This is a genomic window from Paenibacillus puldeungensis, from assembly GCF_042678945.1.
In the GTDB taxonomy this organism is placed as follows: domain Bacteria; phylum Bacillota; class Bacilli; order Paenibacillales; family Paenibacillaceae; genus Fontibacillus; species Fontibacillus puldeungensis.
Genome location: NZ_JBHTLM010000019.1, coordinates 45947 through 69581 on the forward strand (window position 1 = coordinate 45947; position 23635 = coordinate 69581).

Below are 23635 nucleotides of genomic sequence, written 5' to 3' on the forward strand. Positions count from 1 at the left end.
GCAGTCTGCGGCTACTTAAGTCTAATTGCTATTATTGATTTACGTGAGCCCGGTGTTCCTGACGTCCAGGAATTTCACCGGTCGCTTCATACACTTCTACGATATGGTCAATTTCCTTTTTCAATTCCGAGAGCAAATCCGCCTCCGGTACCTTACGGATCATTTCGCCATAGCGGAAAAGCAGCCCTTCCCCGCGGGCACCGGCAATACCGATGTCGGCTTCGCGGGCTTCCCCTGGACCGTTAACGGCACATCCAAGCACCGATACTTTAATCGGAACCTTGAGGTTGGAGATGTAGGCTTCGACCTCATTGGCAATGGAGAACAGGTCGATGTCGAGTCGGCCACAAGTCGGGCAGGATACCAAAGTTGCAGCATTAGTGATTAAACCAAACGTCTTCAACAGCTCACGCGCTACCTTCACTTCCTCTACCGGGTCAGCACTAAGAGAAATACGTAGCGTTGAACCGATGCCTTTAGATAAAAGAGCACCAATACCGGCCGCGCTTTTGACAGTTCCAGAGAATAAGGTCCCCGCTTCGGTAATCCCTAGATGCAATGGATAGGGAATAACCTCTGCTGCTTTCGTGTAAGCCGCAATGGCCATAGGAACATCCGAAGCCTTTAGTGACACAATGATATCGTGAAAATCCAGCTCTTCCAGAATTCCGATATGGAACAGGGCACTTTCTACCATCGCTTCTGGCGTAGGATAGCCATATTTCTCCAACAAATGATTTTCGAGCGAACCTGCGTTGACACCGATACGGATCGGGATTCCCCGCTCCTTGCAGGCTTTAACTACAGCTTCAACCTTTTCCCGGCGACCGATATTACCCGGGTTAATCCTAACCTTGTCGATCCCGTTTTCAATCGCAAGGAGCGCCAGCTTGTAGTTGAAGTGTATATCAGCCACCAGCGGAATATGAATTTGCTTCTTGATCTCCTTGATCGCCGCAGCCGCTTCTTCGTTGTTCACCGTTACACGCACCAATTGGCAACCCGCTTCTTCCAGACGGTGGATTTCCGCTACCGTTGCGGCTACATCAGCCGTCTTGGTCGTACACATGCTTTGGATGATCACTTCGTTGCTGCCGCCAATCGTTAAGTTACCTACTTTGACTGGCCGCGTATCTTGTCTCAAGAATGTCATTTCTGGTCTCTCCCAAACGATCAAAGCTCCACCCCTGCGAAAGCGCCAAGATGGCGCTCATATCCGCAAAGGTGGAGACTCGACCTCTATTTTGTCGCGATTCGGCTGTACCTACAACCTTACGCGCTCTCTTCCTGCTTTTTGTTGTTTTTGGTAGCTAGCTCCGGACCGGTCTTCTCAAGAACGACCTTCTCGGTGATGACGCAATCTGTAATATCATCTCGAGACGGAACTTCGTACATTACGTCCAGCATAATGCCTTCAATAATAGCCCGAAGTCCACGCGCACCGGTATTGCGCTTAATGGCTTCGCGAGCAATAGCTTCCAACGCCTTAGGTTCGAACTGAAGATTTACGTTATCCAGCTCGAGCAATTTTTGATATTGCTTCACCAGGGCATTTTTCGGCTCAGCCAAGATACGTACTAACGTCTTCTCGTCGAGCGGCTCCAAAGTGGAGATGATCGGCAGACGTCCGACGAATTCTGGAATCAAGCCGAATTTCAACAAATCCTCCGGCAGTACCATCGATAAGTATTCGCCAGGCTTCAATTCTTTCTGACCTTCGCTCGCCGCATTAAAGCCGATAACCTTCTTGCCGATCCGGCGTTTAATCATTTGCTCTAGGCCATCAAACGCACCGCCGCAAATGAACAAGATGTTCGTCGTATCGATTTGAATAAACTCTTGATGTGGATGCTTGCGCCCGCCTTGCGGTGGGACAGAGGCAACCGTACCCTCCAAAATTTTCAAAAGCGCCTGTTGCACGCCTTCCCCGGATACATCACGAGTAATGGATGGGTTTTCCGATTTCCGCGCCACTTTATCGATTTCGTCGATGTAAATAATGCCGCGTTCCGCTTTTTCCACATCATAATCTGCAGCTTGAATCAGCTTGAGCAAAATATTCTCAACGTCCTCACCGACATATCCTGCTTCCGTCAGGGAGGTGGCATCGGCAATTGCAAACGGTACATTCAAAATTTTCGCCATCGTTTGAGCAAGTAATGTTTTACCGGAACCTGTTGGACCGAGCAACAAAATATTACTCTTCTGAAGCTCCACGTCTTCGATCTTGCTCTGCGTATTCACCCGTTTATAGTGGTTGTACACAGCAACCGACAACGATTTCTTCGCTTGCTCCTGGCCAATGACATATTGATCCAGAATATCACGGATTTCTTTCGGTTTCGGAATTTCCTTCAGGTCAAGCTCTTCCTCGTGTCCGAGCTCCTCCTCCACGATTTCCGTGCACAGTTCAATACATTCGTCACATATATAAACGCCTGGTCCGGCCACAAGCTTGCGTACTTGCTCTTGCGATTTGCCACAGAAAGAACACTTCAATTGTCCTTTTTCGTCGTTGAATTTAAACATGTAAACACCCCTTTATGATTTGATGGGCTTAGAGATAACCTGGTCGATGATCCCATAGTCCTTAGCCTCTTCCGCGCTCATGAAGAAGTCGCGGTCCGTATCGCGCTCGATCTTTTCAAGGGGTTGACCCGTCCGATCCACGTAAATTTGGTTCAGTTTTTGTCGCGTCTTAATGATCCAGTCGGCATGAATTTTAATATCCGTTGCCTGACCACGAACACCTCCGAGCGGCTGATGAATCATCACTTCGCTGTTAGGGAGGGCAAATCGTTTACCAGGAGCTCCTGCCGTAAGCAAAAGAGAGCCCATGCTTGCAGCCATTCCCACACAGATTGTGGATACATCGGGTTTGATGAATTGCATCGTATCATATATACCCATCCCCGCGGTGACAGAACCACCCGGAGAATTGATGTACAGGTGAATATCTTTCTCAGGATCTTCCGCCGCCAAAAACAAAAGCTGGGCAATCACGAGATTGGCAACTTCATCATCGATGGCATTGCTAAGAAAAATAATGCGATCTTTCAGGAGTCTCGAATAGATATCGTAAGACCGCTCTCCTCGATTCGTTTGTTCTACGACCATAGGTACCAGACTCATGCCCGACCAACCTCTTTTCCTTTTCAATTTCCTTGCGCTTACAGAAACATTCTATCATGTTCAATGGCTCATGTCATTTTTCACACGATGCAGTTAATGTTCGCGTTCTCACATTATATAACTGTCAGCTAGTCTGATGCAAAATGGAAAATAATGTAACTTGTTTTGCGAAAAATTAAGGCACGCATTCAACATACGTGCCCTAACGTTAATTCATGATGTTTTTCAAAATGCTTTGACTGGTTCTAGTGAATCAGAAGTCGAAAAATTACTCCGCGTCTTTCGATTCTTCTTCGTCAGTCTTATCTGCGTCTGCTTTAGCCTCAGCCTTTGTCGACTTTTTCGTCGTTTTCTTTGCGGCTGGTTTACTTTCTTCTTTGGCCTTAGCTGCTTCCAATTGTTCAGCAGGAACTTCCTTACTGTTTTCCAGCAAGAATTCAATCGTCTTACGGAGAAGGATTTCCTCATTCAGGCTGCCCAAAGATCCGTTTGCTGCAAGAATGTTGCGGATATCCTCAGGCGTACGTTTGTATGCCTCAGCCATATCAGCCAGTTCTTTATTAACTTCTTCTTCGGTAGCTTCAATTTTCTCTGCTTTAGCGATTTGTTCAAGAACAAGGTTGTTGCGAACGCGTTTCTCAGCGTCCCCTTGCATTTGAGCTTTGAGGTCATCAATCGTTTGGCCGGAGAAATTAAGGAACATATCAAGGTTCATGCCTTGTGCATGCAAGCGATTGTCGAAATCGCGAACCATGTTTTGAACTTCGCCTTGGATCATAGCCTCTGGAATTTCAACTTCCGCATTTTCACCGATTTTGTCGACAAGAGCTGATTCACGAGTTGCTTTGCCTTCTTGTTCTTTGCGAGCTTCAATTTGTTTCTTCAAATCTTCTTTGAACTCAGCAAGCGTATCGAATTCGCTAACATCTTTAGCAAACTCGTCGTCAAGCTCAGGAAGCTCTTTACGTTTGATTTCATGAACTTTGACTTTGAAGACAGCTTCTTTACCGGCCAATTCTTCAGCATGGTAAGTTTCTGGGAAGGTTACGGTAACGTCTTTAAAGTCACCTGTTGCCAAGCCCACAACTTGGTCTTCGAAGCCAGGAATAAAGGTGTTGCTTCCAAGTTCCAAAGAGTAACGTTCAGCTTTGCCGCCTTCAAACGGTACGCCGTCAACTGATCCGTCAAAGTCGATTACTACAGTATCGCCGTTCTTAGCTGCTTCGTCGTCGATGACAACAAGCTCAGCATGACGTTGTTGCAGACGTTCCAATTCGGCATTCATTTCTTCTTCAGTTACTTCTACGCTTACAGCAGGTACTTCTACGCCTTTGTACTCGCCAAGCTTAACTTCAGGTTTAACCGTAATTTTAGCTTTGAATTTGAAAGGTTGTCCTTTACCAAATTGTTCAATATCAACTTCAGGACGATCTACCGGGAAAATGTCCGTTTCGTCAACGGCTTCACCGTAAACCTCTGGCAGCAAAATATCGATGGCATCTTGATACAGGCTTTCTACGCCATAACGAGCCTCGAAAATTGACCGAGGCACTTTACCTTTACGGAATCCAGGTACATTTGCTTTCTTTACTACTTTTTGAAACGCTTTATCAAGTGCAGCAGATACACGTTCTGCTTCCACTTCTACCTCGAGAACGCCGAGGTTCTTCTCTATTTTTTCCCAAGTTGCTTTCATTTATGCCTTCCCCTCCAAAATTCGCATATACTTAAAATACTGAAACCGAATCGCGATAAAGCAGCTATCATGGTTCCAGTATAGCTGTCTCTATAAACACGATCAGAATAACCATTATATTATAAACAACAATACATCTTTTTACAAGAGTCCATCCATATGGTGATTTTATGACAAAGACAAACTGATCCAAACACGCAAAAAAATACCACTTGAGCACTATTCAACCTTTAACAAATTCACCCGCGAATTCCGGCAGTTACAAACTGTCGCATAGAACGACAGGCCTGCTCATAGCGCAGCCGCAAGTCATCGGTAATGCCGTACATGAAACGAATTTCCTCCTCAGGCTTTCCTCCTCCGGTTAAGCTCTCGGCTACGGTTTGATGAAGAGACGCAGCCCAAATATCGATAACCGAATCATCATCAGTTAGCATGGAGCGATAGTCCATTGTGCCATAAATAGCCATAACGAACTGCGACCACATCTCCTGAGCAAAGTAAAATAGCGTTGGGTCGTGTATCTCCGTCTGGTTCCCCACGCGCTCTAAAACAGCTTGTACCGCATAAGGAAAGTCCTCTGGTTTTAAAGGGACAGCTTCAATTTCGATCTCCACTTTTTCCCCGCCGCGAATAAAGGAGAGTAGTCCCGATGAACCGCGACGCCGCAGCGTTTGAAGCACCCGATATTGCAGCAGTGGATGAAGGAGTTTCTTATGGATCCACTCAATCAGAGCATCGTCAACCTCCGGCCGGTCCAGGTAGGCTAGTTGATCCAAGGCAAGTAAGGTCTGCTCCGACAGCGGCTTTTCCATGACTGCCTTAAGCAGCTTCTCAGCGTAATTCTGATCTTCAGCTAGCTTAGCTTCAAGATGCTGTCTTGCCATTTTCTCTTCCGTTTCGGGATCGAAATCTTCCCCTTCGCCGGCATACTCGTTCTGCAGCATGGGAAAAGAGTCGGTAAGCCAGTCCAGCAGCGACTGCCACTCCTCGTAGTGACGGGGATCCTCACCCTGACACTGCAGTAAAAACTTCAATAGCTCCACGGCTTCAGCATATCTTTCGGTCTCAAGCATACGAGTAAGCTCTATTTGGTAATAATCTAGTGTTTTTGGAAAAAGTACGATGTTGTCTTTATCATCAGGTCGAAAGCGGTTGATAAGGGCACCTCCTCTCTTCCGTACTTCAATTCAACTGAGATTATAGCATAGACCTTCTCGAAGGCAAAAACTTAGGTAAAAAGCACTTGTCCTCAAAAAGTCTTAACAGCGTCCCCTTTATATCTCACTTTCAAATTAATCTTGCCTATTCGATATGTATGTGGTAATATATTTTTTGCTTGTGTTTTTCATATTTTGATATGTCCCAGTAGCTCAGCTGGATAGAGCAACGGCCTTCTAAGCCGTCGGTCGGGGGTTCGAATCCCTCCTGGGACGTACTTAAGGCCCTCCTTTGGGAGAGCCTTTTTTTGTGCGTTCCAGGGGGTGAGAACCCCAAATGGGGGTTCGTCGGAGCGAGCCGGGCCGGTTGTTTCCGGCAGGCTAGCGCAGTCTCGAGCTGCTGCGAGAGTACTCAACTTAAGCTTCTCCATAAATAAGGGTAAATCATGGCCTTATTTAGGTCAGAAAGGCTAAAATTCAAGAAATAGGGGAATAAAAAGACCTTATTTTTCTCCGAAGCCTGGAAAATACGCTATTTTCCAGCACTCAGCCAACAATAAGACCAAAAAGTTCCCCTATTTAGGCGAAGTCCTCGCTATTAGCCTAAATAGGGCCATTTTTTACCCCTATTTTCCAGAGGTCCACGCTAATTTATGACTGAAGCCCATTTTTGTCTCGTGAGTATCCGAATATCCCGAGAACACGATCACTTTCCACAGCTACATTGAACCGCTATCCAACTAACGAGCGCTGAAAAAATCGGGCTATTCTTTATCTCCACTACATTGCTGGCAAACAGGGAGGAAAGCCAAAAAACACAAAACCCCCGCTCTCACTAGCAAGCGAAGGTCCTTCATTTCTATACATTACTTCCCGATATGCAATCCATCCATAGCTGATTTTAGAATCTGACAGGAGTGGTCAAATTTGTGCTGCTCCTCGTCCGTCAAGTTCAGCTCCAAAATCTCCTCAATACCGCCCTCGCCGATAATCGCCGGCACCCCGGTGCAAACTCCGGTTTGCCCGTATTCTCCGTCCAACACAGCGGATACGGCAGTGATTTTATGTTCATCATTTAGAATGGAGCGAACAATATACGCTAGCGCATTGCCAATCCCAAATTGCGTGTTGCCCTTACGTGTGAAAATCTCCCATCCAGCGTCTTTCGTCTTCCGCTCGATCTCATCCAAGCTGACATCCTTAAAGCGCTCCTTGTGCTGATCCAAGATGTGCAGCAGCGGTTTTCCGCCGATTGTTACGTGCGACCAGGCCACAAACTGCGAATCTCCGTGTTCTCCAAGTGCATAGCCGTTCACACTGCGAGGATCTATGGAAAATACATCGGAAAGAAGCGTCTTCAGCCGTGCGGAGTCAATCGAGGTTCCGGTACCGATCACGCGGCTGCGCGGAAATCCAGAAATTTCGTGCACGAGGTAGGTAACGATGTCTACCGGATTCGCGGCAACGACAAAGACACCGTTAAATCCACCGCCGACTATTCGTTCCACAAGATCTCTTGTGATTTTCTCAGCTTCTCCCAAGACATCGAGTCTCGACTGCCCTGGCTTCGGGTTAGCGCCCGCCGTAAGCACGACGACATCGACATCACGACAGTCTTCCAGTCGTCCAGCAACCACTTTCGTACGAGTCGAGGTAAAATCCATACAGTGCGACAAATCAAGCGCCTGAGCTACGGCACGGTCATAAGTCCGGTCAATCATCATAATTTCATCGCATATCGACTGATTTATCATGGAATAAGCACATGCCGCTCCTACCAAACCCGATCCGACAATCGTTACCTTCCGTGATTTTTTGGCCATGTCTCCTCCTCCAGTTCCCATCGCTTTTTATATCTTATACTATAGATTATAACTGTAAACGCCCCATATGTGACAATAGTTAACATTAATTATCTTTTTTTCACGTCCAACAGCTCATCCGCCCTTTGAAATGCATTTTCATGTTAAAAAACCTGCCAAAAATCTCCCGACAGCTTTATCGATGACCATTATCATTCTGAAATCTAAACCATCTCGAAAGTCCAATCTATCATTTTACCCATATGGCTTGAACGAACGAATCATCTCCAAAAAATTCCTGGCCCCCATCGGCAATGGATCTTCTGCTCTTGTCCATACAGCAATCGTGTTGAACAGCTCAACCTCATCCACATATACCCGACAAAGTCGCCCTCGCTGGACCTCATCGCGCACGATCAACGATGATACGAAGTTGGCTCCATATCCGGCAATGACCGCCTGAATCGCTTCATGCAGCCCGTTAAACTGCAGCGCGATACGCGGAGCCGGGAGATTGTGGGTACGGCATAGCGACAGCAACCGTTCACGCGTCGAACTGCCGACCTCACGCATCACAAAGGGCTCCTGCATCATGGTTACCAGTGAGATATGCTGATTGGCATAAGGATGCCCAGGCGCAACCACAAACCACAACTCATCCCGAAAAAGCTCCTCCATCTGCACGCCTTCCGGCATACGCTCCGGAACGCCTCCATAAATAGCTGCATCCACCTCCATCTCGGTCAGCAAACGCAGCGCTTCCTTCGAATTAGTCGTGTGAATCACAAGTTCTACTTCCTCATACTGTTTCTTGAAGCGGGACAGCCAGTTCGGCAGCAAAATATGTGCAGGCAAATAAGTCGCTGCCAGCGAAATCTGTCCAATCTCACCTTCCTGAACCCGCCCGCAAAACCGCTCAATCTGCTGCTCAAGCCCAAACAAACGATGGGCCATTCTGGCGATCTCCTCTCCCGCATCGGTTAGCGTAATTCCCCGGCCAAGCGGCCGCAGCAAGCGAATACCCAATTCCTTCTCAAGCTTCTTCACCTGCACCGTGATCGCCGGCTGACTGATGCGAAGCTGCTCCGACGCCTGAGTGACACTGCGCGTCCGGGCAATCGTGTAGAACAGACGAAGCGCGTGTAGATTCATCCTATATTCCTCCCTCGCATTCATCGACTCATATACTAAAATTATGGATACTATAAAACAATATATTATATTTATTAAAAAAATAAAGTTATGCTGATTGTGAACAAACATTCAGAAGGAGTGAAGAGCAATGAACGAAACAAACCCGGTTCAACTCAGATGGAATGAAGTCGATCGCTACCTGGAACAGCAGCTCATCGGCCCGGACTCGCTCATGGAGAATGTCTTAAAGAACAATCACGCTGCCGGTCTGCCGCCGTTCGATGTCACGCCAACACAAGGAAAATTCCTCCATCTCCTCGTGCAGCTATGCGGAGCAAAGCATGTGCTGGAGATCGGAACATTAGGCGGATACAGCACGATCTGGATGGCGCGAGCTCTGCCTGAGGATGGGCATATTGTCACACTGGAAGTAAGTCCTCATCATGCCGAAACAGCCGCTCGCAATTTCAAACTGGCTGGCTTAGAGGAGCGGATCACCATCCGTACAGGCGATGCGCTGGAGCAGCTTGCACACATGAATCAAGAGCTGTACGCTCCCTTTGATCTCATTTTCATCGATGCCGACAAACCGAACAATCCTCATTATCTAAATTGGGCGCTGCACTTCTCCCGTCCGGGTACTGTGATCGTCGGTGACAATGTCGTGCGGGAGGGCGAGATTATCGATCATCTTAGCAGTGATCCCCGAATCCAGGGCGTGCGTTCATTTTATGATCAGCTGCGGAACGAGCCGCGTGTAAGTGCCACGGCCCTCCAGACGGTAGGAAGCAAGGGCTATGACGGGTTCATGATCGGAATCGTTAACGGATGAGCTGGCGCTCCGTAAAGCGCAAAAAAGCAGCACCGATCCACTCGGTACTGCTTGCTTATAACCTTGCTGCTTCCTCGTTTTAAGCCGGAGGCCGGTAGAATGACCGCACCTAGTTCGCTCTTAGCGATTTTTCATCTTGGGATCGAACGCATCGCGCAGGCCATCGCCCATCAGATTGAAGCCGAGCGAGGTGAGCAGGATGCACAAGCCAGGAAACAGCACCGTCCATGGCGCCGTAGCGATGAATTGGCGTGAATCGGACAACATTTTCCCCCACTCCGGTGCCGGAGGTTGAGCACCAAGCCCTAGAAAACCGAGAGAAGCCGCTTCAATAATAGCGGTCGCAATGCCCAATGTCCCCTGCACAATGATCGGCGTTAAGCTGTTCGGCAAAATATGCCGCAGTAAAATCCCGCTATTTTTCATGCCAATCGCCCTTGCGGCCGTGATGTACTCCTCATTTTTAAGACTTAGCACTTTCGCTCGTACCAGACGGCCATAGGTTGGAATGTTCACAATTGCTATCGCATATAGCGCGTTTTGCAGCGATGGGCCGAGAATGGCAACTATCGCAATCGCCAGCAGGATGCTGGGAAATGCCAGCAATATGTCGAACAGCCGTGAGATCAGCATATCGATCCATTTGCCGTAGAAGCCGGCCAAGATCCCCAGAGCCGTACCCAAAACAATGGAACCAAGCACCGAAAACGTTCCGACCCAAAGTGAGATCCGGGCCCCGTACAGCACCCGGGAGAACAGATCGCGTCCTAAATCGTCCGTTCCAAACCAATGCTCCGAGGATGGAGGCTTTAACCGGTCGGCCAATTGTTGATCTTTATAATCATAGGGCGCCAGAACAGGTGCCAGTAAAGCGATCAGGATGAAAAACAAGATCATGATCAGCCCGGCCATGGCGATTTTATTTTTACGAAAGGCTCTCCACGCATCTCGCCAAGGTCCGGAAACCTTCTCTGTAATTGCGACAGGTGTTTCATTCATATTTGCTGTGATTTGAACCATGGCTTCCCTCCTTACCGATAGCGAATGCGTGGATCAATCGCCGCGTACAGCAAATCCACAATCAGATTTATCGTGACAAAAATAAAGGCAATAATGAGAATACCCGACTGAATGACAGGGTAATCTCGTGAACTAATTGCTTCATAAATGTATCGCCCCACACCCGGCCAGGCAAAAATCGTTTCCGTCAGAACCGCCCCTCCGAGCAATGCTCCCGTTTGAAGGCCGATGACCGTAAGCACGGGAATGAACGCATTTTTGAGCGCGTGTTTATACACGACAAAAAATTGTGATAAGCCTTTGGCCTTAGCTGTACGGACAAAATCCGAACCCATAACCTCCAGCATGCTCGACCTTGTCATTCGGGCAATAACCGCCATTGGAATCGTACCAAGCGCAATGCTGGGGAGAATCAAATGTTTGCAGACGGTCCAAAGTTGGTCCCAGCGTCCGGCGAGCATGCTGTCCAGCAAATAAAGGTTCGTAACAGCTTCCACCGGATCACGCTGATTCATTCGACCAATCGAAGGCAGTAAGTGCAGCTTCAACGAGAAAATCAATTGTTCCATTAAGCCCAGCCAAAAAATCGGCATGGACACCCCAATGAGCGCCACCAGCATGCAAACGTAATCGAACCAGGAATTTTGCTTCCAGGCACTGATAATGCCGGCATTGACTCCAAAAAACACTGCAAACAGCATAGCTGCAAAGGTCAGTTCGGCAGTAGCCGCTAAATAAGGGGTTATCTCTTGGACAATGGGCAACTTTGTACGAATCGACTGCCCCAGATCGCCTTTTAGCAAATCCCCCACATACGTGAAATATTGCTGATACCAAGGATTATTCAAACCGAGCTGCTCTCTAAGCGCCTCCTTGGATTGCTCCGTTGCTTTTTGCCCCAATATGGTCTCTGCCGGATCACCGGGGATCGCGTGGATAATGGAGAACACGATGATCGTCATTCCGATTAGAACGGGAACCATGATAATTAATCGCTTCAAAACATAGGCTTTCATATTGCTGGTTCACCTACCTGGGCGCATGAGGATAAGGCCGCTATTCAAAATATATGTTGCTGTAATACTCCGTACCCGTGGGGGCCGGAACATATCCCTTCAGGTTCGCTTTGGCTGCAAGAAGCGGCGTTGTGTGCACGAGCGGAATCCAAGGTGCGTCAGCCTTGATAATTTCTTGAGCTTGTTTATAAAGCTCGGCTCGCTTGGCTTGATCCGTTTCTTTTTGCGCAGCGATCAACAATTCGTGAAGCTTATCATTCGCGTAATAACTGTAGTTATTGGATGGAATGGCGTCTTTGTCCAACAACGTATACAGGAAGTTGTCAGGGTCGCCGTTATCCCCCGTCCATCCCAGCATGAAAATGTCGTCTTTCTCACCAGCCTGCGCATCATCCAGATACGTTGCCCATTCCGGGGATTCAATTTTCACCTTAACTCCTATCTTTTCAAAATCGGCCTGGATGACCTCAGCTACTTTCTTGCCATCCGGCATGTATGGCCGGGATACAGGCATCGCATAAAACGTCAGCTCGTTCGGAAGTCCGTTTGGATAACCTGCTTCGGCAAGCAGTTGCTTTGCTTTTTCCAAGTCATATTCGTAATCCTTCACAGTGTCGTTATACCCCCATAAGGAGGATGGCAACGGGTTTACAGCCGGTTCTGCCTGACCCGCGAAGAAAGCATCAATAATAGCCTGTTTGTTCACAGCATGATTCAGCGCTTGTCTTACTTTGACATTGTCCAGCGGCTTTTTCTTCAGGTTGAAGCCAACGTAGCCAACGTTATTGGCCGGACGTTCGATTTTTTGCAAATTCGAGTTGCTCTCAAGCGTAGCTAAATCATCCGGGCTCAAATCCTCCATCAGATCGATTTCTCCGTTTTGCAGCGCATTAAAGCGCGCGGAGTTGTCGGGGATAGAGCGAACAATTACTTTGTTCAGCTTTGGAAGCCCCTCCTTCCAATAGGTCGCATTTTTCTCCAACGTAATGGAATCGTTGCGCTTCCATTCTTTGAAAACGAACGGCCCTGTTCCGACCGGCTCGTTCTTGAAGTTTTCCTTTTTCTCCTTAATGGCTGTCGGACTAGCAATTCCGAAGGACGTCATAGCCAGGTTTTGCAGGAATGGGGCCTGCGGCTGATTCAACGTAAATTCCACAGTGTATGGATCAACCGCCTTAACTTCCTTGATGACCCGTTTGCCGTCCGGACCGAACATGGAATCGAAATAGTCAAAGGAGTCCCCTTCAAACTTATATTCACTTTTTGGATCGGACCAACGGGTGAAGTTAAACACAACCGCATCAGCATTAAAATCGGTACCGTCATGAAACTTCACGCCTTGACGAAGCTTAAACGTATATTTCAAGCCATTATCTGAAACCTGCCAGCTCTCGGCGAGCGAGCCTTGGACTTCCGTTGTACCTTCCTTGTACTCCAGCAATGAATCAAATACCTGGTGGGCAATCTTGAGCGATTCACCATCTGTGACAATCGCACCATCCAGTGAAGCGGAATCTCCACCACGTCCCACGATTAATGTATCCTGTGTGGATTGCTTAGGGGAGCTTGTTTCCGCCTTTCCTTCCGTACCCTTGTCTTCCGCCCCCTTACTGCCGCTATTGCTACCGCCGCACCCGCTTAGAGCAACCGCCATGCTAAGCGTCAAAGCTAAAATGACACCACTCCACCTTTTTTTCATCCTATAGCTCCCTTCTTTCTTTTTTAACTAGTCTTGTTTATTTAAAGCCGGACCCTAAAGCCCGACTATAAACCAAAGCTCTTATACCGCATTTCCGGCAGGCGGCTCTTTAGAGTACAGAAGGCATGCGGTTTGATGACCATCCTCCGTTTCCACAAGCTCAGGACGGTTAGTTCGACAGATGTCCATGACCTTCGGACAGCGTGTATGAAATGCGCAGCCAATCGGGGCATTCGCAGGACTGGGGACCTCCCCCTGTAAAATAATCCGCTCTGCTTTTATATCCGGGTCTGGTTGCGGTACTGCAGATAGAAGCGCTTGGGTATAAGGGTGCTGCGGCGAGGAGAACAGCTTGTTTTTTTCAGCGATCTCGACAATCCTCCCGAGATACATCACGGCCACTCTGTCGCAAATATGCTTAACTACACTAAGATCATGAGCGATAAAAATATATGTAAGGCCGAATTCCTCCTGAAGATCCTGCAGCAAATTGACAACCTGTGACTGAATCGAAACATCCAGTGCCGAAACGGGCTCATCGGCGATGATTAGCTTCGGCTTCAGAGATAAGGCCCTGGCAATACCGATCCGCTGCCGCTGCCCGCCGGAAAATTGGTGGGGATATCGATGAAGATGGCTTTGCGACAAGCCGACAACATCAATCAACTGACGAATCATTTGTTGCCGATCCTTCCTGCTCCCCACCCCATGCACAATAAGCGGCTCCTCCAAAATGCGTTGGACGGTATGGCGAGGATCGAGCGAGGAGAACGGGTCCTGAAATACAATCTGCATATCTTTCCGCTTTCGGCGCAGCTCCTCTGGCGACAATGACATAATATCCTGTCCGTCGAAAACAACTCGTCCTTCTGTCGGTTCGATTAATCTAAGCAGCGAGCGCCCCGTAGTAGACTTGCCACAGCCGCTTTCTCCAACCAAACCAAATGTCTCACCCTTCCGTACTGAAAACGAAACATCGTCTACCGCCTTCACAAATTGCTTGGAAGACCCGCCTAGCCACACTTTTTCGATCGGGTAATATTTCTTCAAATGCTCTACTTCCAACAAGGGTTCACTCATTGGGCCACTTCCTCCTGCGGAGTTTGATACAGCCAACAGCGGCAGCTGTGAGCAGCTTCATGCTCTTCAAGCCGCGGAATCTGTTCCAGACATAACGGCATCATATGTGGACAGCGCTCGGCGAAGCGGCAGCCCTTCATCTGTGTACTCAAAATAGGCACGTTGCCAGGGATCGAGAACAATCGCTTTCGCTGCTCATTCATTTGCGGTACAGACTGGATCAACCCTTGGGTATACGGGTGCAGCGGATTTTTGAAAATATCACGAACACGGCCTTCCTCAACAACCCTGCCTGCATACATAACCGCTACTCTGTGGCACATCTCCGCGACAACTCCAAGATCATGCGTGATCAGCATGACGGCTGTCCCGTTCTCTTCGTTCAAGCGGCGGATCAAATCAAGAATCTGTGCCTGAATCGTTACGTCAAGCGCCGTTGTCGGTTCATCCGCAATGAGCAGCTCCGGGCTGCACGATATGGCCATCGCAATCATCACCCGCTGGCGCATTCCGCCAGACAACTGATGGGGATACTCATCGATAACCGCTTCGGGCCTAGGAATACCTACCTTGATCAGCATTTCTACGGTATGCTCGCGCGCTTCTTTCCTACTGAGTCCCCGGTGCACCCGAACTGTTTCCCCGATTTGCTGTCCAACCGTAAAAAGAGGGTTAAGCGAGGTCATCGGCTCCTGAAAAATCATAGAGATCGAATTGCCGCGAATATAGCGCATTTCACGTTCCTTCAGAGGGACAATATCGTTTCCTTTGAAAAAAATTCTCCCGCCTACGATTTTCCCTGGAGGCTGCGGAATAAGCTTTAAGATCGATAACGAAGTTACGCTCTTGCCGCATCCCGATTCCCCGACCACACCAAGCACTTCCCCTGGCTTTACATACAAATTCACTCCATCTACCGCAGGAATCTCCCCACGATCCGTAAAAAAATGAGTATGCAAATCCTCGATTTGCAAAATGGGTTGAACCATAAGCACAGCCTCTCTTCATCAAAAAGTGGGATATAAACGCAGTATTATATAAACGGTTAGCTGAAGCTGGAAGGTAGAAAGGTATGGGTAAGTTCACTTAAAACTTTTACTAGGCGAGGGTAACTGTTATTAATGTAAAGCGATAAAGTGCGAGTGTAGCAAACATATAGCTTTTGTTAGGACGATTCATTCTCAACAAAAAACGACAAATTCATAAATACGGTTAAATTATATGTCACATTTTCTGACGCTATATTTTATAATATATTTCATTTGATTAGTAACTTTACAGTATATGGGTTTATTTTACAATACAAAATTTTATTATGTTATGTTTATGATAGATTTACTAGTTTTATGATATGAAATTAGGATACCTTGCATAAATAAGGTACAATTAAGCTAACACGTAACGCTAAACAAAACTTAGCCCACGCTTTCGAAGTGAGTTTTGTCCGAAGCAGTTCGAAGGTGTAACGCTAAACAAAACTTTGAGGTGAACAAAAAAATGAATTTTACTTTGTCTATTGGAGCGCAGGCTCCGGATTTTCAACTCCCCGCCACAGACGGAAAAACGTATTCGCTGGATAGCTTTAGTGCCTCGCCGTACCTTGTCATTTTCTTTACCTGCAACCATTGCCCGTATGTCATCGGTTCGGATGAAGTAACCCGGCAAACGGTCGAGAAATTCAAGGATAAAGGCGTGGCCTTTGTTGGCATCAACTCCAACAGTGAAAATACTTACGCCGAGGACTCTTTTGAAAATATGGTGAAGCGAATGGAAGAGCATCATTTCCCCTGGGTTTATCTTCGTGACGAGACCCAAGAAACGGCCAAAGCATACGGAGCACTGCGGACACCGCATTTCTACGTGTTTGACCACGAACGCAAGCTGGTGTACACGGGACGCGGGGTAGATAGCCCAAGGGATGTCGAGAAAATAACTGTTAACGATCTTGATCGCACGCTTGGCGAACTGACCTCCGAGCAGCCAATTTCGGTCCCTTTGACCAATCCAATTGGGTGCAATGTAAAATGGGAAGGCAAGGATGCCCACTGGATGCCAGGGGACGCCTGTGATTTGGTGTAGCCTATGAGCATCTATGATTTTGAGGTTCTTACCATTACTGGAGAGAACGATTTTGAAACCATACGAAGTGGAGAGGAAGTCCAGTTTCAACGTCAATACGGCGAGCGGCTGCGACTTGATGGAAATGTACTGCAAAGGAGAACAAGCGGTTAAGGCTCCTTTTTATGTGTAGAGGCTAAGAATTACTCCATGGAAAGAGTACCGGATTGAAGATCGGTGAGATTCGAAAAGCTGCAAGGTACGGGTATAGTATAAAAGTGGAGTGGGTGTACTTCACTAAATGTATTTTGTGCAGCTATTTTCGAGCTATTTGTGGATTTTTGGATTTTAACTGCATTTCCTACATTTAAAGCGAGGCAATTTACCTCAGCAGGGGGATTTTACTCTTTTTAACTGTACTTTTTGCATCTAAACGGCAAAAGCTCCGAGCAAGGCGATGTTTAAGTGTACAAAATACATTTAGTAAGTTCTACGTCAACAGTAAGTCTTGGCGCACCCCATTTTTCCTACACAACGACTGAGCGCGAGGAGCAGGCGCCTGTGCTGCTTAAGAATAAGCTTCAATTCGTTAAGAAAGCCGCTGGACCATATCAATGTTCCAGCGGCTTTTTTGTTCAACCCACTTATCGTTTTAGTTTCCGGTTGTTAAACCAAAGCGGTACCCGGAAGATCATATTGATGAATAGCACCACAAAAACCAGCACCGCTGCCGACTTATCCGCAATTTGCTTCGCGTCTTCCACGATAGCTTCGGACTGCACGTACCACAAATGAACGGCCAGCGTCTCCCCTGGTGAGAATAGATTGAAATCCCACATTTCTCCCGACGTACTTAGACCAGCCGTTAAGATGATAACGGCCGATTCCCCGAAAGCACGCCCGGCTACAAGACAGATCCCGGTAACAATCGCCTGCATAGCCACAGGAATGACAACGGTCCGGATCGTTTGGTGTTTGGTCGTCCCAAGTGCATAAGCCCCGTTGCGCAAATCGTTCGGCACTGCACGTACGGCTTCTTCCGTTACCCTCGCGAGCATCGGAAGGTTCAGAAAAGCAAGGCTGACCGCCCCGCCGAGTATCGTTAGCCCAATTCCAAAATACTCCGCAAATATTGCAAGTCCCAGCATTCCGAACACAATCGACGGTACAGAGGAGAGCGATTCAACGCAAATCCGCAATACTTCGGTAAATTTGTTTTTCGGCGCATATTCCGCCATATAAATCCCCGCACCTACCCCGATCGGTATCGAAATAAGCAGGGATAGGAACAGAACGTAAAACGAGTTAAACAGCATCGGCCCAATACCGCCACCGGCATCGATTTCCTCCGGCAGCTTGATGAGAAATTGCCAGGAAATATTGGGCAGGCCCTTGCTAAGGATCGTAAACAGCAGCCAGAAAATAAACAGCAGGATTACCGCACCCAATGCATAAAAGCAACCGGTAGCAATACGATCCCACACCAATGCGCGGGTGCTTTTACGCGACAACTTAAAGCCGGTCATGAGTTAGCCTCCCCTTTTCTGCTGATGAAACGAATAATCAAAATTAAGATGAAGGAAATAAGGAGCAGCAGGAAAGCCATCATATGCAAGCTGTAATTCCAGGTAGAGTCAAACTCTACGTTGGAGATTTGCATTACGATATTACTCGTAAGTACAGAAGCCGAGGCAAATAAAGATTTTGCAAGCTGAGGCGTATTCCCGATAACCATGACCACAGCCATCGTCTCTCCGATCGCCCGGGTCATACCCAATATGATTGCGGCAATAATGCCGCGACTGGCTGCAGGCAGCACCACTCTAAACACGACTTGCAAACGGGTGGAACCGAGCGCGTAAGCTGCATCGCGGTATTTCTTGGGTACCGCTTGAATGGCGTCATCGCTAATACGGCAAATCGTTGGCAAGATCATGATTGACAGTACCAAGGCTGCGGCCAGCAAGCCGTCACCCAAGCCTTCACCACTAGCCTCCCTAAGCAGCGGCAGCAACACGGTTAATCCGAGATAACCGTAAACAATCGAAGGAATGCCCACCAGCAAATCAAGCAGCGGACGGATAAATTTTTTGAGCCATGTAGGCGCTATTTCGGCAATAAGGATAGCCATACCTACGGAAATTGGAACGGCAATAACTAAAGTGAGCGCTGTTAAGGACAACGTATTGACAATAAACAGGGCCGCTCCGAAACGGTTCTCTTCCGGTGTCCAGTCGAATGAGAAGAAAAATTCTGCTGGTGATACTTCCTTGAAAGTAAGAAAAGCTGTCTTGCCAATAAAGAAAACAACTAAACCGAGCACGAAGCATAACACCAAAATACTAAAAAGATAGTAATTTTTAAATAGTGTATTTACAAAGCGCGCCCGAGAATATCTACCCTTCAGATTCCGACTAGAGAGCTGATTTTGCGGACTTCGCTCAGTACCAGCCTGAATCCCAACATTTTGTACAGGTGTTTTCACCCTAGTTCCTCCTATACAGAGGCCAGCCCCAAGCTTTCGGGGCTGGCCGGATTACGTTAAGCTATGCTGCTGATTATTTCATTGCCGAGATCGGAATGAATTTCAATTTTTCCAGCGAACCTTCTTGGAACTTTTTGCTTTGGATGTATTCGATAAATGCTTTTGTTGCACCGGTTGGCTCCCCTTTGGTCATGAAGTAGCCGTAAGACCAGATTTTATATTTGCCGTTGATAACATTGCTAACAGAAGCCTCTACTCCGTCATGCTTCACAGCTTTTATGTCGCCGCCGCTGATGTAAGTCAGGTCGATGTAGCCGATGGAGTTAGGTGTAGTTCCTACAGCTGTTTTCATATCGCCGCTGGAGCCAACCTCTTTATAGTTTTTCTCCTTCTTCACGATGTCGCCACCGCCAAGCGCTTTAGCTTGATAGTTAACACGTGTACCGGAACCGAAGGAACGAGTGATTACCACGATATCTTCATCGTCGCCGCCGACTTCTTTCCAGTTTTTAATCTTTCCGGAATAGATGCCTTTCAGTTGTTCCGTAGTAAGGCTATCCACTTTAACGTTTTTGTTAACGATCGTTGCGAACGGAATAACGGCGACTTTGTTTGCGACTTGACCGTCAAATTTTTTAAATCCAGGCACATCTGTACTTGCGTCCCAGTCACACGCACCGATTTCGGCAATTCCTTTCTTAACCGCTTGCGGTCCAGTTACGGAGCCTTTACCTGAAGCAGCGATCTTCACTTTAGGGTGCAGCTTTTGGAATTCCTTAGAGGCTTGCAGTGTCAACGGCAGGAGAGCTGTCGAACCGTTTACCGTAATTTTGCCTTTCAAGTCGTCCTTTGCCAAAGCTGAACCTGCTACTGCCGTAGACAACAGAACTGCCGATGCGATTGTCATCAAAGAAAGCTTTTTAAAAATTTTCATTGTGAATTACTCCTCTCGAGGGTTTAATTTATTTGGTTAATTCCAAACTTTTTCCGCCTTGTACTAACACGACTTTGCCGTCAGCAATCAGAGCGATTGCTCCGGATGGAGATACGGCCCATTCCGACACCGTAAGCTTCGTGCTGAACAATTCTGTCTTCGCGCCTGTAGCGTTAATTTCAATCAACTTATAGCTTCCGTCAGCTGTATCGGCGAGAATGATTTGTTTCCCGGAAATCACTTCACTGGAAACGACATCAATGTCAGAAACCAGGTTATCAATTTTAGTTCCGTCTACGGAAATGACTTTGAGAATACTGTTCTCGACCTTGCCATCCGGATCGGCACTTACATAAGTAACACGGCCGTCAGACAGGAGAGACAGATACAGTTTATTGTCAAGTTCCTTGGTCAGTTGAACCGGTTTTGCATCCTTGGCGGAAAGATCCAATGAGAATACCTGAGTTCCTGCTTTGGAATAATCGATCTTCAAGGCATCCTCGGTGCTGTCTTTATCAGTTTCCGCTTTACCGGTAACATTCACGAAATATGCGATCTTCTTCTCGTCTGCGGAAACCTGAACTTCTGATTTATTTTCCACTTTGTCAGCCAATACTTCGGTCACTTTACCAGTATCAAGGGTTATGTAGGAGATCTTCTCTTGTTTGTCGCCTTGAATAAAGTAAATCTTCTTACCGTCGGCGGACCATACCAAATCGGTCTTGACCGAACCATCTGTACTCAGCGTCTTAACTGTACCGTTCGCAGTATTTATGAGGAACAGAGCACCATTTTCATCGGTGAAAGCACCCCATGCGCCATCTGGAGAAAGAACAGCACTGTTAGCATTTTCGTTACTGGTAAACACTTCATGATTTCCGTTTGCACTCAGCTTAACGAGCTGTGGCGTTTCAGCATCATCTTTACTTACAATTACGCTGCCGCTGGCATCGAAGAAAGGAGTGGAGAATTGGCCGGATAATCGAGCCGTGCTGCTAATTTCTCCTGTTTCCGAAACTTCACCACCAAGTGCGTTGACTACTGCAACCGGCTCTACGTAAACCGAACCTTCTACAGATTGTGGAGCCACGATGAATTGAGTTGCAGTACCATCTTGAGAACCCTCAGCACGGTATCCTTTGGAACCAACTTTCAATGTCAACTTGTGCATGCCTGTATTATCTTCTACTACCAGGTCCGCACCGTTTTTCTTAATAGACGCCCCTAAACCTTTTGCCAAATCGCGAAGGGAAAACAATGTTACTTTGCTGACTACCACCGATTTCAGTGTTAATTTACTGCCGTTGATCGTCACGCTTTGGTTTACCACTTTTAGCTTGCTTACACTTGCCTTGACTGGAGCTGCCTTCGCACGCGGCTGCGAAGCCGGCGCTGCACTCGCTGACCCTACCGCAACCGATGAGGTTATGATCGCGGAGGCGAGGAGCATCCCTAGTACTTTACCATTGTTCATTCATTTCACCCTTTTTCTTTGACATTAGTTCCTATGTCTTGATTGTCGTATACAATTGTTAAATCAATTCTCGTAGATTGTAATAGTTTGTAAAATTAACAGAAATAATCCCGCTCCTTAAAATATAAAGCCAAAATAATGTTAAATATTGTATGTAACTGCTGTTCATTTGTAAAAATCCCATAACTTCGATATAGCAGCACCCTAACATTTGTAAACTAACAATTAATAAAACTATCGCTTTTGCCCAAAAAATGGGACAAGAGATTCATGCCATATGGCCTGCAAATCATTTATAATCGGAGTAACTTTACCTACTTCAGGGGGCTATCAGCATGTTGACTCGAAGAAAAGAACCTTTCCGCTATTCCATCACACCGCCGATGATCTGCTGGTTAGAAATCAAAGAAATCGACCAGGTACCGCTAAAAGGCAAACTGGCGGAAGTAGATTTGATTAATATCAGTAAATCGGGCTGCCGAATTCGGACGGGTCTTAACTTATACGCATCTTCCCATGCGATTCAAGCAAACATACATATGAAATTAAGCGAGGATTTACATATTTTTAACGGTCAAATTCGTTGGCAAAAGGAAGTGGAGCCCGATGTATTCGACTACGGAATCTCTCTTCAGCTCGACGGCAGCGAGAAGGAAACGATCAACGCTGAGCTCAGAACGCTGGCCGGCTCCCGCCGAATCATCGTCAATTAGTTTTAGGCGTCCTTAAGCAACACCCGAGCAGGTTTGACTTGATCTTCAATAAAGCAGGGTGTATAATTACTTTTGCTTAGCTTTTGCGGGTGTAGTTCAATGGTAGAATGCCAGCTTCCCAAGCTTGAGGCGAGGGTTCGATTCCCTTCACCCGCTCCATATCAATAAAACACGACAACCCTTCGGTAAGCCGAAGGGTTTTTTTGTGTTATCCATTTGGGTAAGCGCCTTATTTAGGACTCAGCTTATTATAAAATATTAGAGTTGATACAATTTCGAAGCTTGCACCTGGTTTCTTCGGGAGGGACTGATATGGAAGGACCCATATATCATTTTATTTCACCACCCATTCCCTATTTTATCGATTGCGGCAAAGCCAAATATCTACCTGGGGAGAAACATATTTATTTATTGAAGAGGACGGTGTCGAATGGGCCGTGTGTGAAGGAGATATCCTCGTACGGCGCACCATTACGAGACAACACGACGCTTTGTGTATATATCTGGATGGACGTCATCATGCACATGATTAATTGAAAGAACAACACCGGTTTAATCGTCGGATAGGTAACCTTGGCGAATTTGTGCCACGCATTTCCACCATCCATCTCAATCGCTTCCAGCAGCTCTCCAGGCACATCCTGCAAGGTTGCCAGAAATACGACGATCATCCCGCCGCATGTCCATAAGCTCATCATGAACAAGGTGGCGAAAATGTTGTGCGGGTCGTTTAAGAAATCGATCGGCGTCAAACCTAGCTTCAGCAAAAAACAGTTGAGCAAACCGCCTTTTGCCTGGTTTTGCAGCAGCATCTGCCAAACAATTGTCGTTGCCAGCATCGGAATGACCGAAGGAAGAAAAAATACGGCCCGCAGCAAGTTTCTACCTATAAATTTGCGATTTAACAGCAGCGATATGACTAGACAGAAGGTGATGACAAGAAACACATTGACAAATGAATAGATTAATGTGACGGAAATCGATTTTTGAAACTCCGAGGTAGGATCGGTTTCCAACTTCATCTTCTTCTCTCCCCGCCATTTCAAAATAGTGGAACTTAATTACAATCGGGACCCTATTCGCTATCAATTTTCCACTCTTATTGGTAGCGCTTTAATTATTATAATACTGGCTTATCCGTTTATATTGAATCTCCTATTCCAACCTCATTTTTAAAGATTTCAACCTTTTGAAAGATTGCTATATTGGGCTTTGAACATGATCAAGCAGTAGCAGGAATTAGTTCATGGGGGCTAGGCTCATTTAGAAGTAGATGTATAAAATGCAGCTATACAACCAACCCATGCCGATGATTACTAAACTAATGAAAGGCCAGGAAGCAATATAAATGAAAAAAAGCCTTACTGGTGGACTGCTTTTTCATCCACCAGCAAGGCTTT

The 23635-nt window shown here is 47.0% G+C and carries 21 protein-coding genes and 2 tRNA genes; 6 read left to right on the forward strand and 17 right to left on the reverse strand.

Annotated features, from left to right (window positions below):
• Positions 1-31: 31 nt before the first annotated feature.
• The 5 genes from ispG to ACFQ3W_RS20680 all read right to left on the reverse strand — a co-directional run bounded on the left by ispG (position 32) and on the right by ACFQ3W_RS20680 (position 5904).
• Positions 32-1153, reverse strand: a complete 1122-nt coding sequence (gene ispG, locus ACFQ3W_RS20660) for a flavodoxin-dependent (E)-4-hydroxy-3-methylbut-2-enyl-diphosphate synthase (protein WP_379321131.1) — start codon at positions 1151-1153, stop codon at positions 32-34.
• A 119-nt stretch (positions 1154-1272) separates the two neighbouring features.
• Positions 1273-2529 carry an ATP-dependent protease ATP-binding subunit ClpX gene (gene clpX / locus ACFQ3W_RS20665; protein ID WP_379321132.1) on the reverse strand — a complete coding sequence of 419 codons (1257 nt, stop codon included), beginning with the start codon at positions 2527-2529 and terminating at the stop codon, positions 1273-1275.
• 12 nt (positions 2530-2541) lie between these two features.
• A complete protein-coding gene (clpP, locus tag ACFQ3W_RS20670; RefSeq protein ID WP_379321133.1) occupies positions 2542-3132 on the reverse strand; it encodes an ATP-dependent Clp endopeptidase proteolytic subunit ClpP in 591 nt (196 codons plus the stop codon).
• Positions 3133-3400: 268 nt separating this feature from the next.
• On the reverse strand, positions 3401-4828 hold the full coding sequence (gene tig, locus ACFQ3W_RS20675; RefSeq protein ID WP_379321134.1) for a trigger factor: 1428 nt from the start codon (positions 4826-4828) through the stop codon (positions 3401-3403).
• Between the two features lie 239 nt (positions 4829-5067).
• The gene (locus tag ACFQ3W_RS20680; protein WP_379321135.1) at positions 5068-5904 is read right to left on the reverse strand and encodes a hypothetical protein; all 837 of its coding nucleotides are present in this window, start codon (positions 5902-5904) and stop codon (positions 5068-5070) included.
• 286 nt (positions 5905-6190) lie between these two features.
• Here ACFQ3W_RS20680 and ACFQ3W_RS20685 point away from each other — a divergent pair.
• Positions 6191-6264: transfer RNA gene (locus ACFQ3W_RS20685), tRNA-Arg, on the forward strand.
• 590 nt (positions 6265-6854) lie between these two features.
• On the opposite strand, the gene ACFQ3W_RS20690 is transcribed toward ACFQ3W_RS20685, so the two are convergent.
• Positions 6855-7811, reverse strand: a complete 957-nt coding sequence (locus ACFQ3W_RS20690) for an L-lactate dehydrogenase (protein ID WP_379321136.1) — start codon at positions 7809-7811, stop codon at positions 6855-6857.
• Positions 7812-8045: 234 nt separating this feature from the next.
• Positions 8046-8942 carry a LysR family transcriptional regulator gene (locus ACFQ3W_RS20695; RefSeq protein ID WP_379321137.1) on the reverse strand — a complete coding sequence of 299 codons (897 nt, stop codon included), beginning with the start codon at positions 8940-8942 and terminating at the stop codon, positions 8046-8048.
• A gap of 130 nt (positions 8943-9072) precedes the next feature.
• Between ACFQ3W_RS20695 and ACFQ3W_RS20700 the strand changes: the two genes are divergently transcribed.
• The gene (locus ACFQ3W_RS20700) at positions 9073-9756 is read left to right on the forward strand and encodes an O-methyltransferase (protein WP_379321138.1); all 684 of its coding nucleotides are present in this window, start codon (positions 9073-9075) and stop codon (positions 9754-9756) included.
• A 120-nt stretch (positions 9757-9876) separates the two neighbouring features.
• On the opposite strand, the gene nikC is transcribed toward ACFQ3W_RS20700, so the two are convergent.
• The 5 genes from nikC to ACFQ3W_RS20725 form a co-directional block, all read right to left on the reverse strand.
• A complete protein-coding gene (gene nikC / locus ACFQ3W_RS20705; protein WP_379321139.1) occupies positions 9877-10776 on the reverse strand; it encodes a nickel transporter permease in 900 nt (299 codons plus the stop codon).
• A gap of 11 nt (positions 10777-10787) precedes the next feature.
• On the reverse strand, positions 10788-11792 hold the full coding sequence (locus tag ACFQ3W_RS20710; RefSeq protein ID WP_379321140.1) for an ABC transporter permease: 1005 nt from the start codon (positions 11790-11792) through the stop codon (positions 10788-10790).
• A 40-nt stretch (positions 11793-11832) separates the two neighbouring features.
• Complete coding sequence (locus tag ACFQ3W_RS20715) at positions 11833-13491, reverse strand: ABC transporter substrate-binding protein (protein ID WP_379321141.1); 1659 nt, start codon at positions 13489-13491, stop codon at positions 11833-11835.
• 81 nt (positions 13492-13572) lie between these two features.
• Complete coding sequence (locus tag ACFQ3W_RS20720) at positions 13573-14571, reverse strand: ABC transporter ATP-binding protein (protein ID WP_379321142.1); 999 nt, start codon at positions 14569-14571, stop codon at positions 13573-13575.
• Positions 14568-15560 (reverse strand): ABC transporter ATP-binding protein, encoded by a 993-nt coding sequence (locus tag ACFQ3W_RS20725; RefSeq protein ID WP_379321143.1) that lies wholly within the window; start codon positions 15558-15560, stop codon positions 14568-14570. Before ACFQ3W_RS20725 ends, ACFQ3W_RS20720 begins: the two co-directional genes overlap by 4 nt.
• A 508-nt stretch (positions 15561-16068) precedes the next feature.
• Between ACFQ3W_RS20725 and ACFQ3W_RS20730 the strand changes: the two genes are divergently transcribed.
• Both ACFQ3W_RS20730 and ACFQ3W_RS20735 read left to right on the forward strand, forming a co-directional pair.
• Positions 16069-16650 (forward strand): thioredoxin family protein, encoded by a 582-nt coding sequence (locus ACFQ3W_RS20730; protein ID WP_379321144.1) that lies wholly within the window; start codon positions 16069-16071, stop codon positions 16648-16650.
• A 3-nt stretch (positions 16651-16653) separates the two neighbouring features.
• Entirely contained in the window at positions 16654-16803 is a 150-nt protein-coding gene (locus tag ACFQ3W_RS20735) for a hypothetical protein (RefSeq protein ID WP_379321145.1), read from the forward strand.
• A 470-nt stretch (positions 16804-17273) separates the two neighbouring features.
• Here the strand turns inward: ACFQ3W_RS20735 and pstA are convergent, their stop codons facing one another.
• The 4 genes from pstA to ACFQ3W_RS20755 all read right to left on the reverse strand — a co-directional run bounded on the left by pstA (position 17274) and on the right by ACFQ3W_RS20755 (position 21522).
• On the reverse strand, positions 17274-18155 hold the full coding sequence (pstA, locus tag ACFQ3W_RS20740) for a phosphate ABC transporter permease PstA (RefSeq protein ID WP_379321146.1): 882 nt from the start codon (positions 18153-18155) through the stop codon (positions 17274-17276).
• The gene (gene pstC / locus ACFQ3W_RS20745; protein ID WP_379321170.1) at positions 18152-19036 is read right to left on the reverse strand and encodes a phosphate ABC transporter permease subunit PstC; all 885 of its coding nucleotides are present in this window, start codon (positions 19034-19036) and stop codon (positions 18152-18154) included. The genes pstA and pstC overlap by 4 nt, the downstream gene beginning before the upstream one ends.
• A gap of 151 nt (positions 19037-19187) precedes the next feature.
• Entirely contained in the window at positions 19188-20048 is an 861-nt protein-coding gene (locus ACFQ3W_RS20750; protein WP_379321147.1) for a phosphate ABC transporter substrate-binding protein, read from the reverse strand.
• Positions 20049-20076: 28 nt separating this feature from the next.
• Entirely contained in the window at positions 20077-21522 is a 1446-nt protein-coding gene (locus ACFQ3W_RS20755) for a stalk domain-containing protein (protein WP_379321148.1), read from the reverse strand.
• A 335-nt stretch (positions 21523-21857) separates the two neighbouring features.
• On the opposite strand from ACFQ3W_RS20755, the gene ACFQ3W_RS20760 reads away from it, so the two are divergent.
• Together ACFQ3W_RS20760 and ACFQ3W_RS20765 are read left to right on the forward strand one after the other, a co-directional pair.
• A complete protein-coding gene (locus ACFQ3W_RS20760) occupies positions 21858-22235 on the forward strand; it encodes a PilZ domain-containing protein (RefSeq protein ID WP_379321149.1) in 378 nt (125 codons plus the stop codon).
• An 85-nt stretch (positions 22236-22320) separates the two neighbouring features.
• Positions 22321-22394: transfer RNA gene (locus ACFQ3W_RS20765), tRNA-Gly, on the forward strand.
• Between the two features lie 245 nt (positions 22395-22639).
• Here ACFQ3W_RS20765 and ACFQ3W_RS20770 read toward each other — a convergent pair.
• Positions 22640-23257 (reverse strand): carbohydrate ABC transporter permease, encoded by a 618-nt coding sequence (locus ACFQ3W_RS20770; RefSeq protein ID WP_379321150.1) that lies wholly within the window; start codon positions 23255-23257, stop codon positions 22640-22642.
• Between the last annotated feature and the right edge of the window lie 378 nt (positions 23258-23635).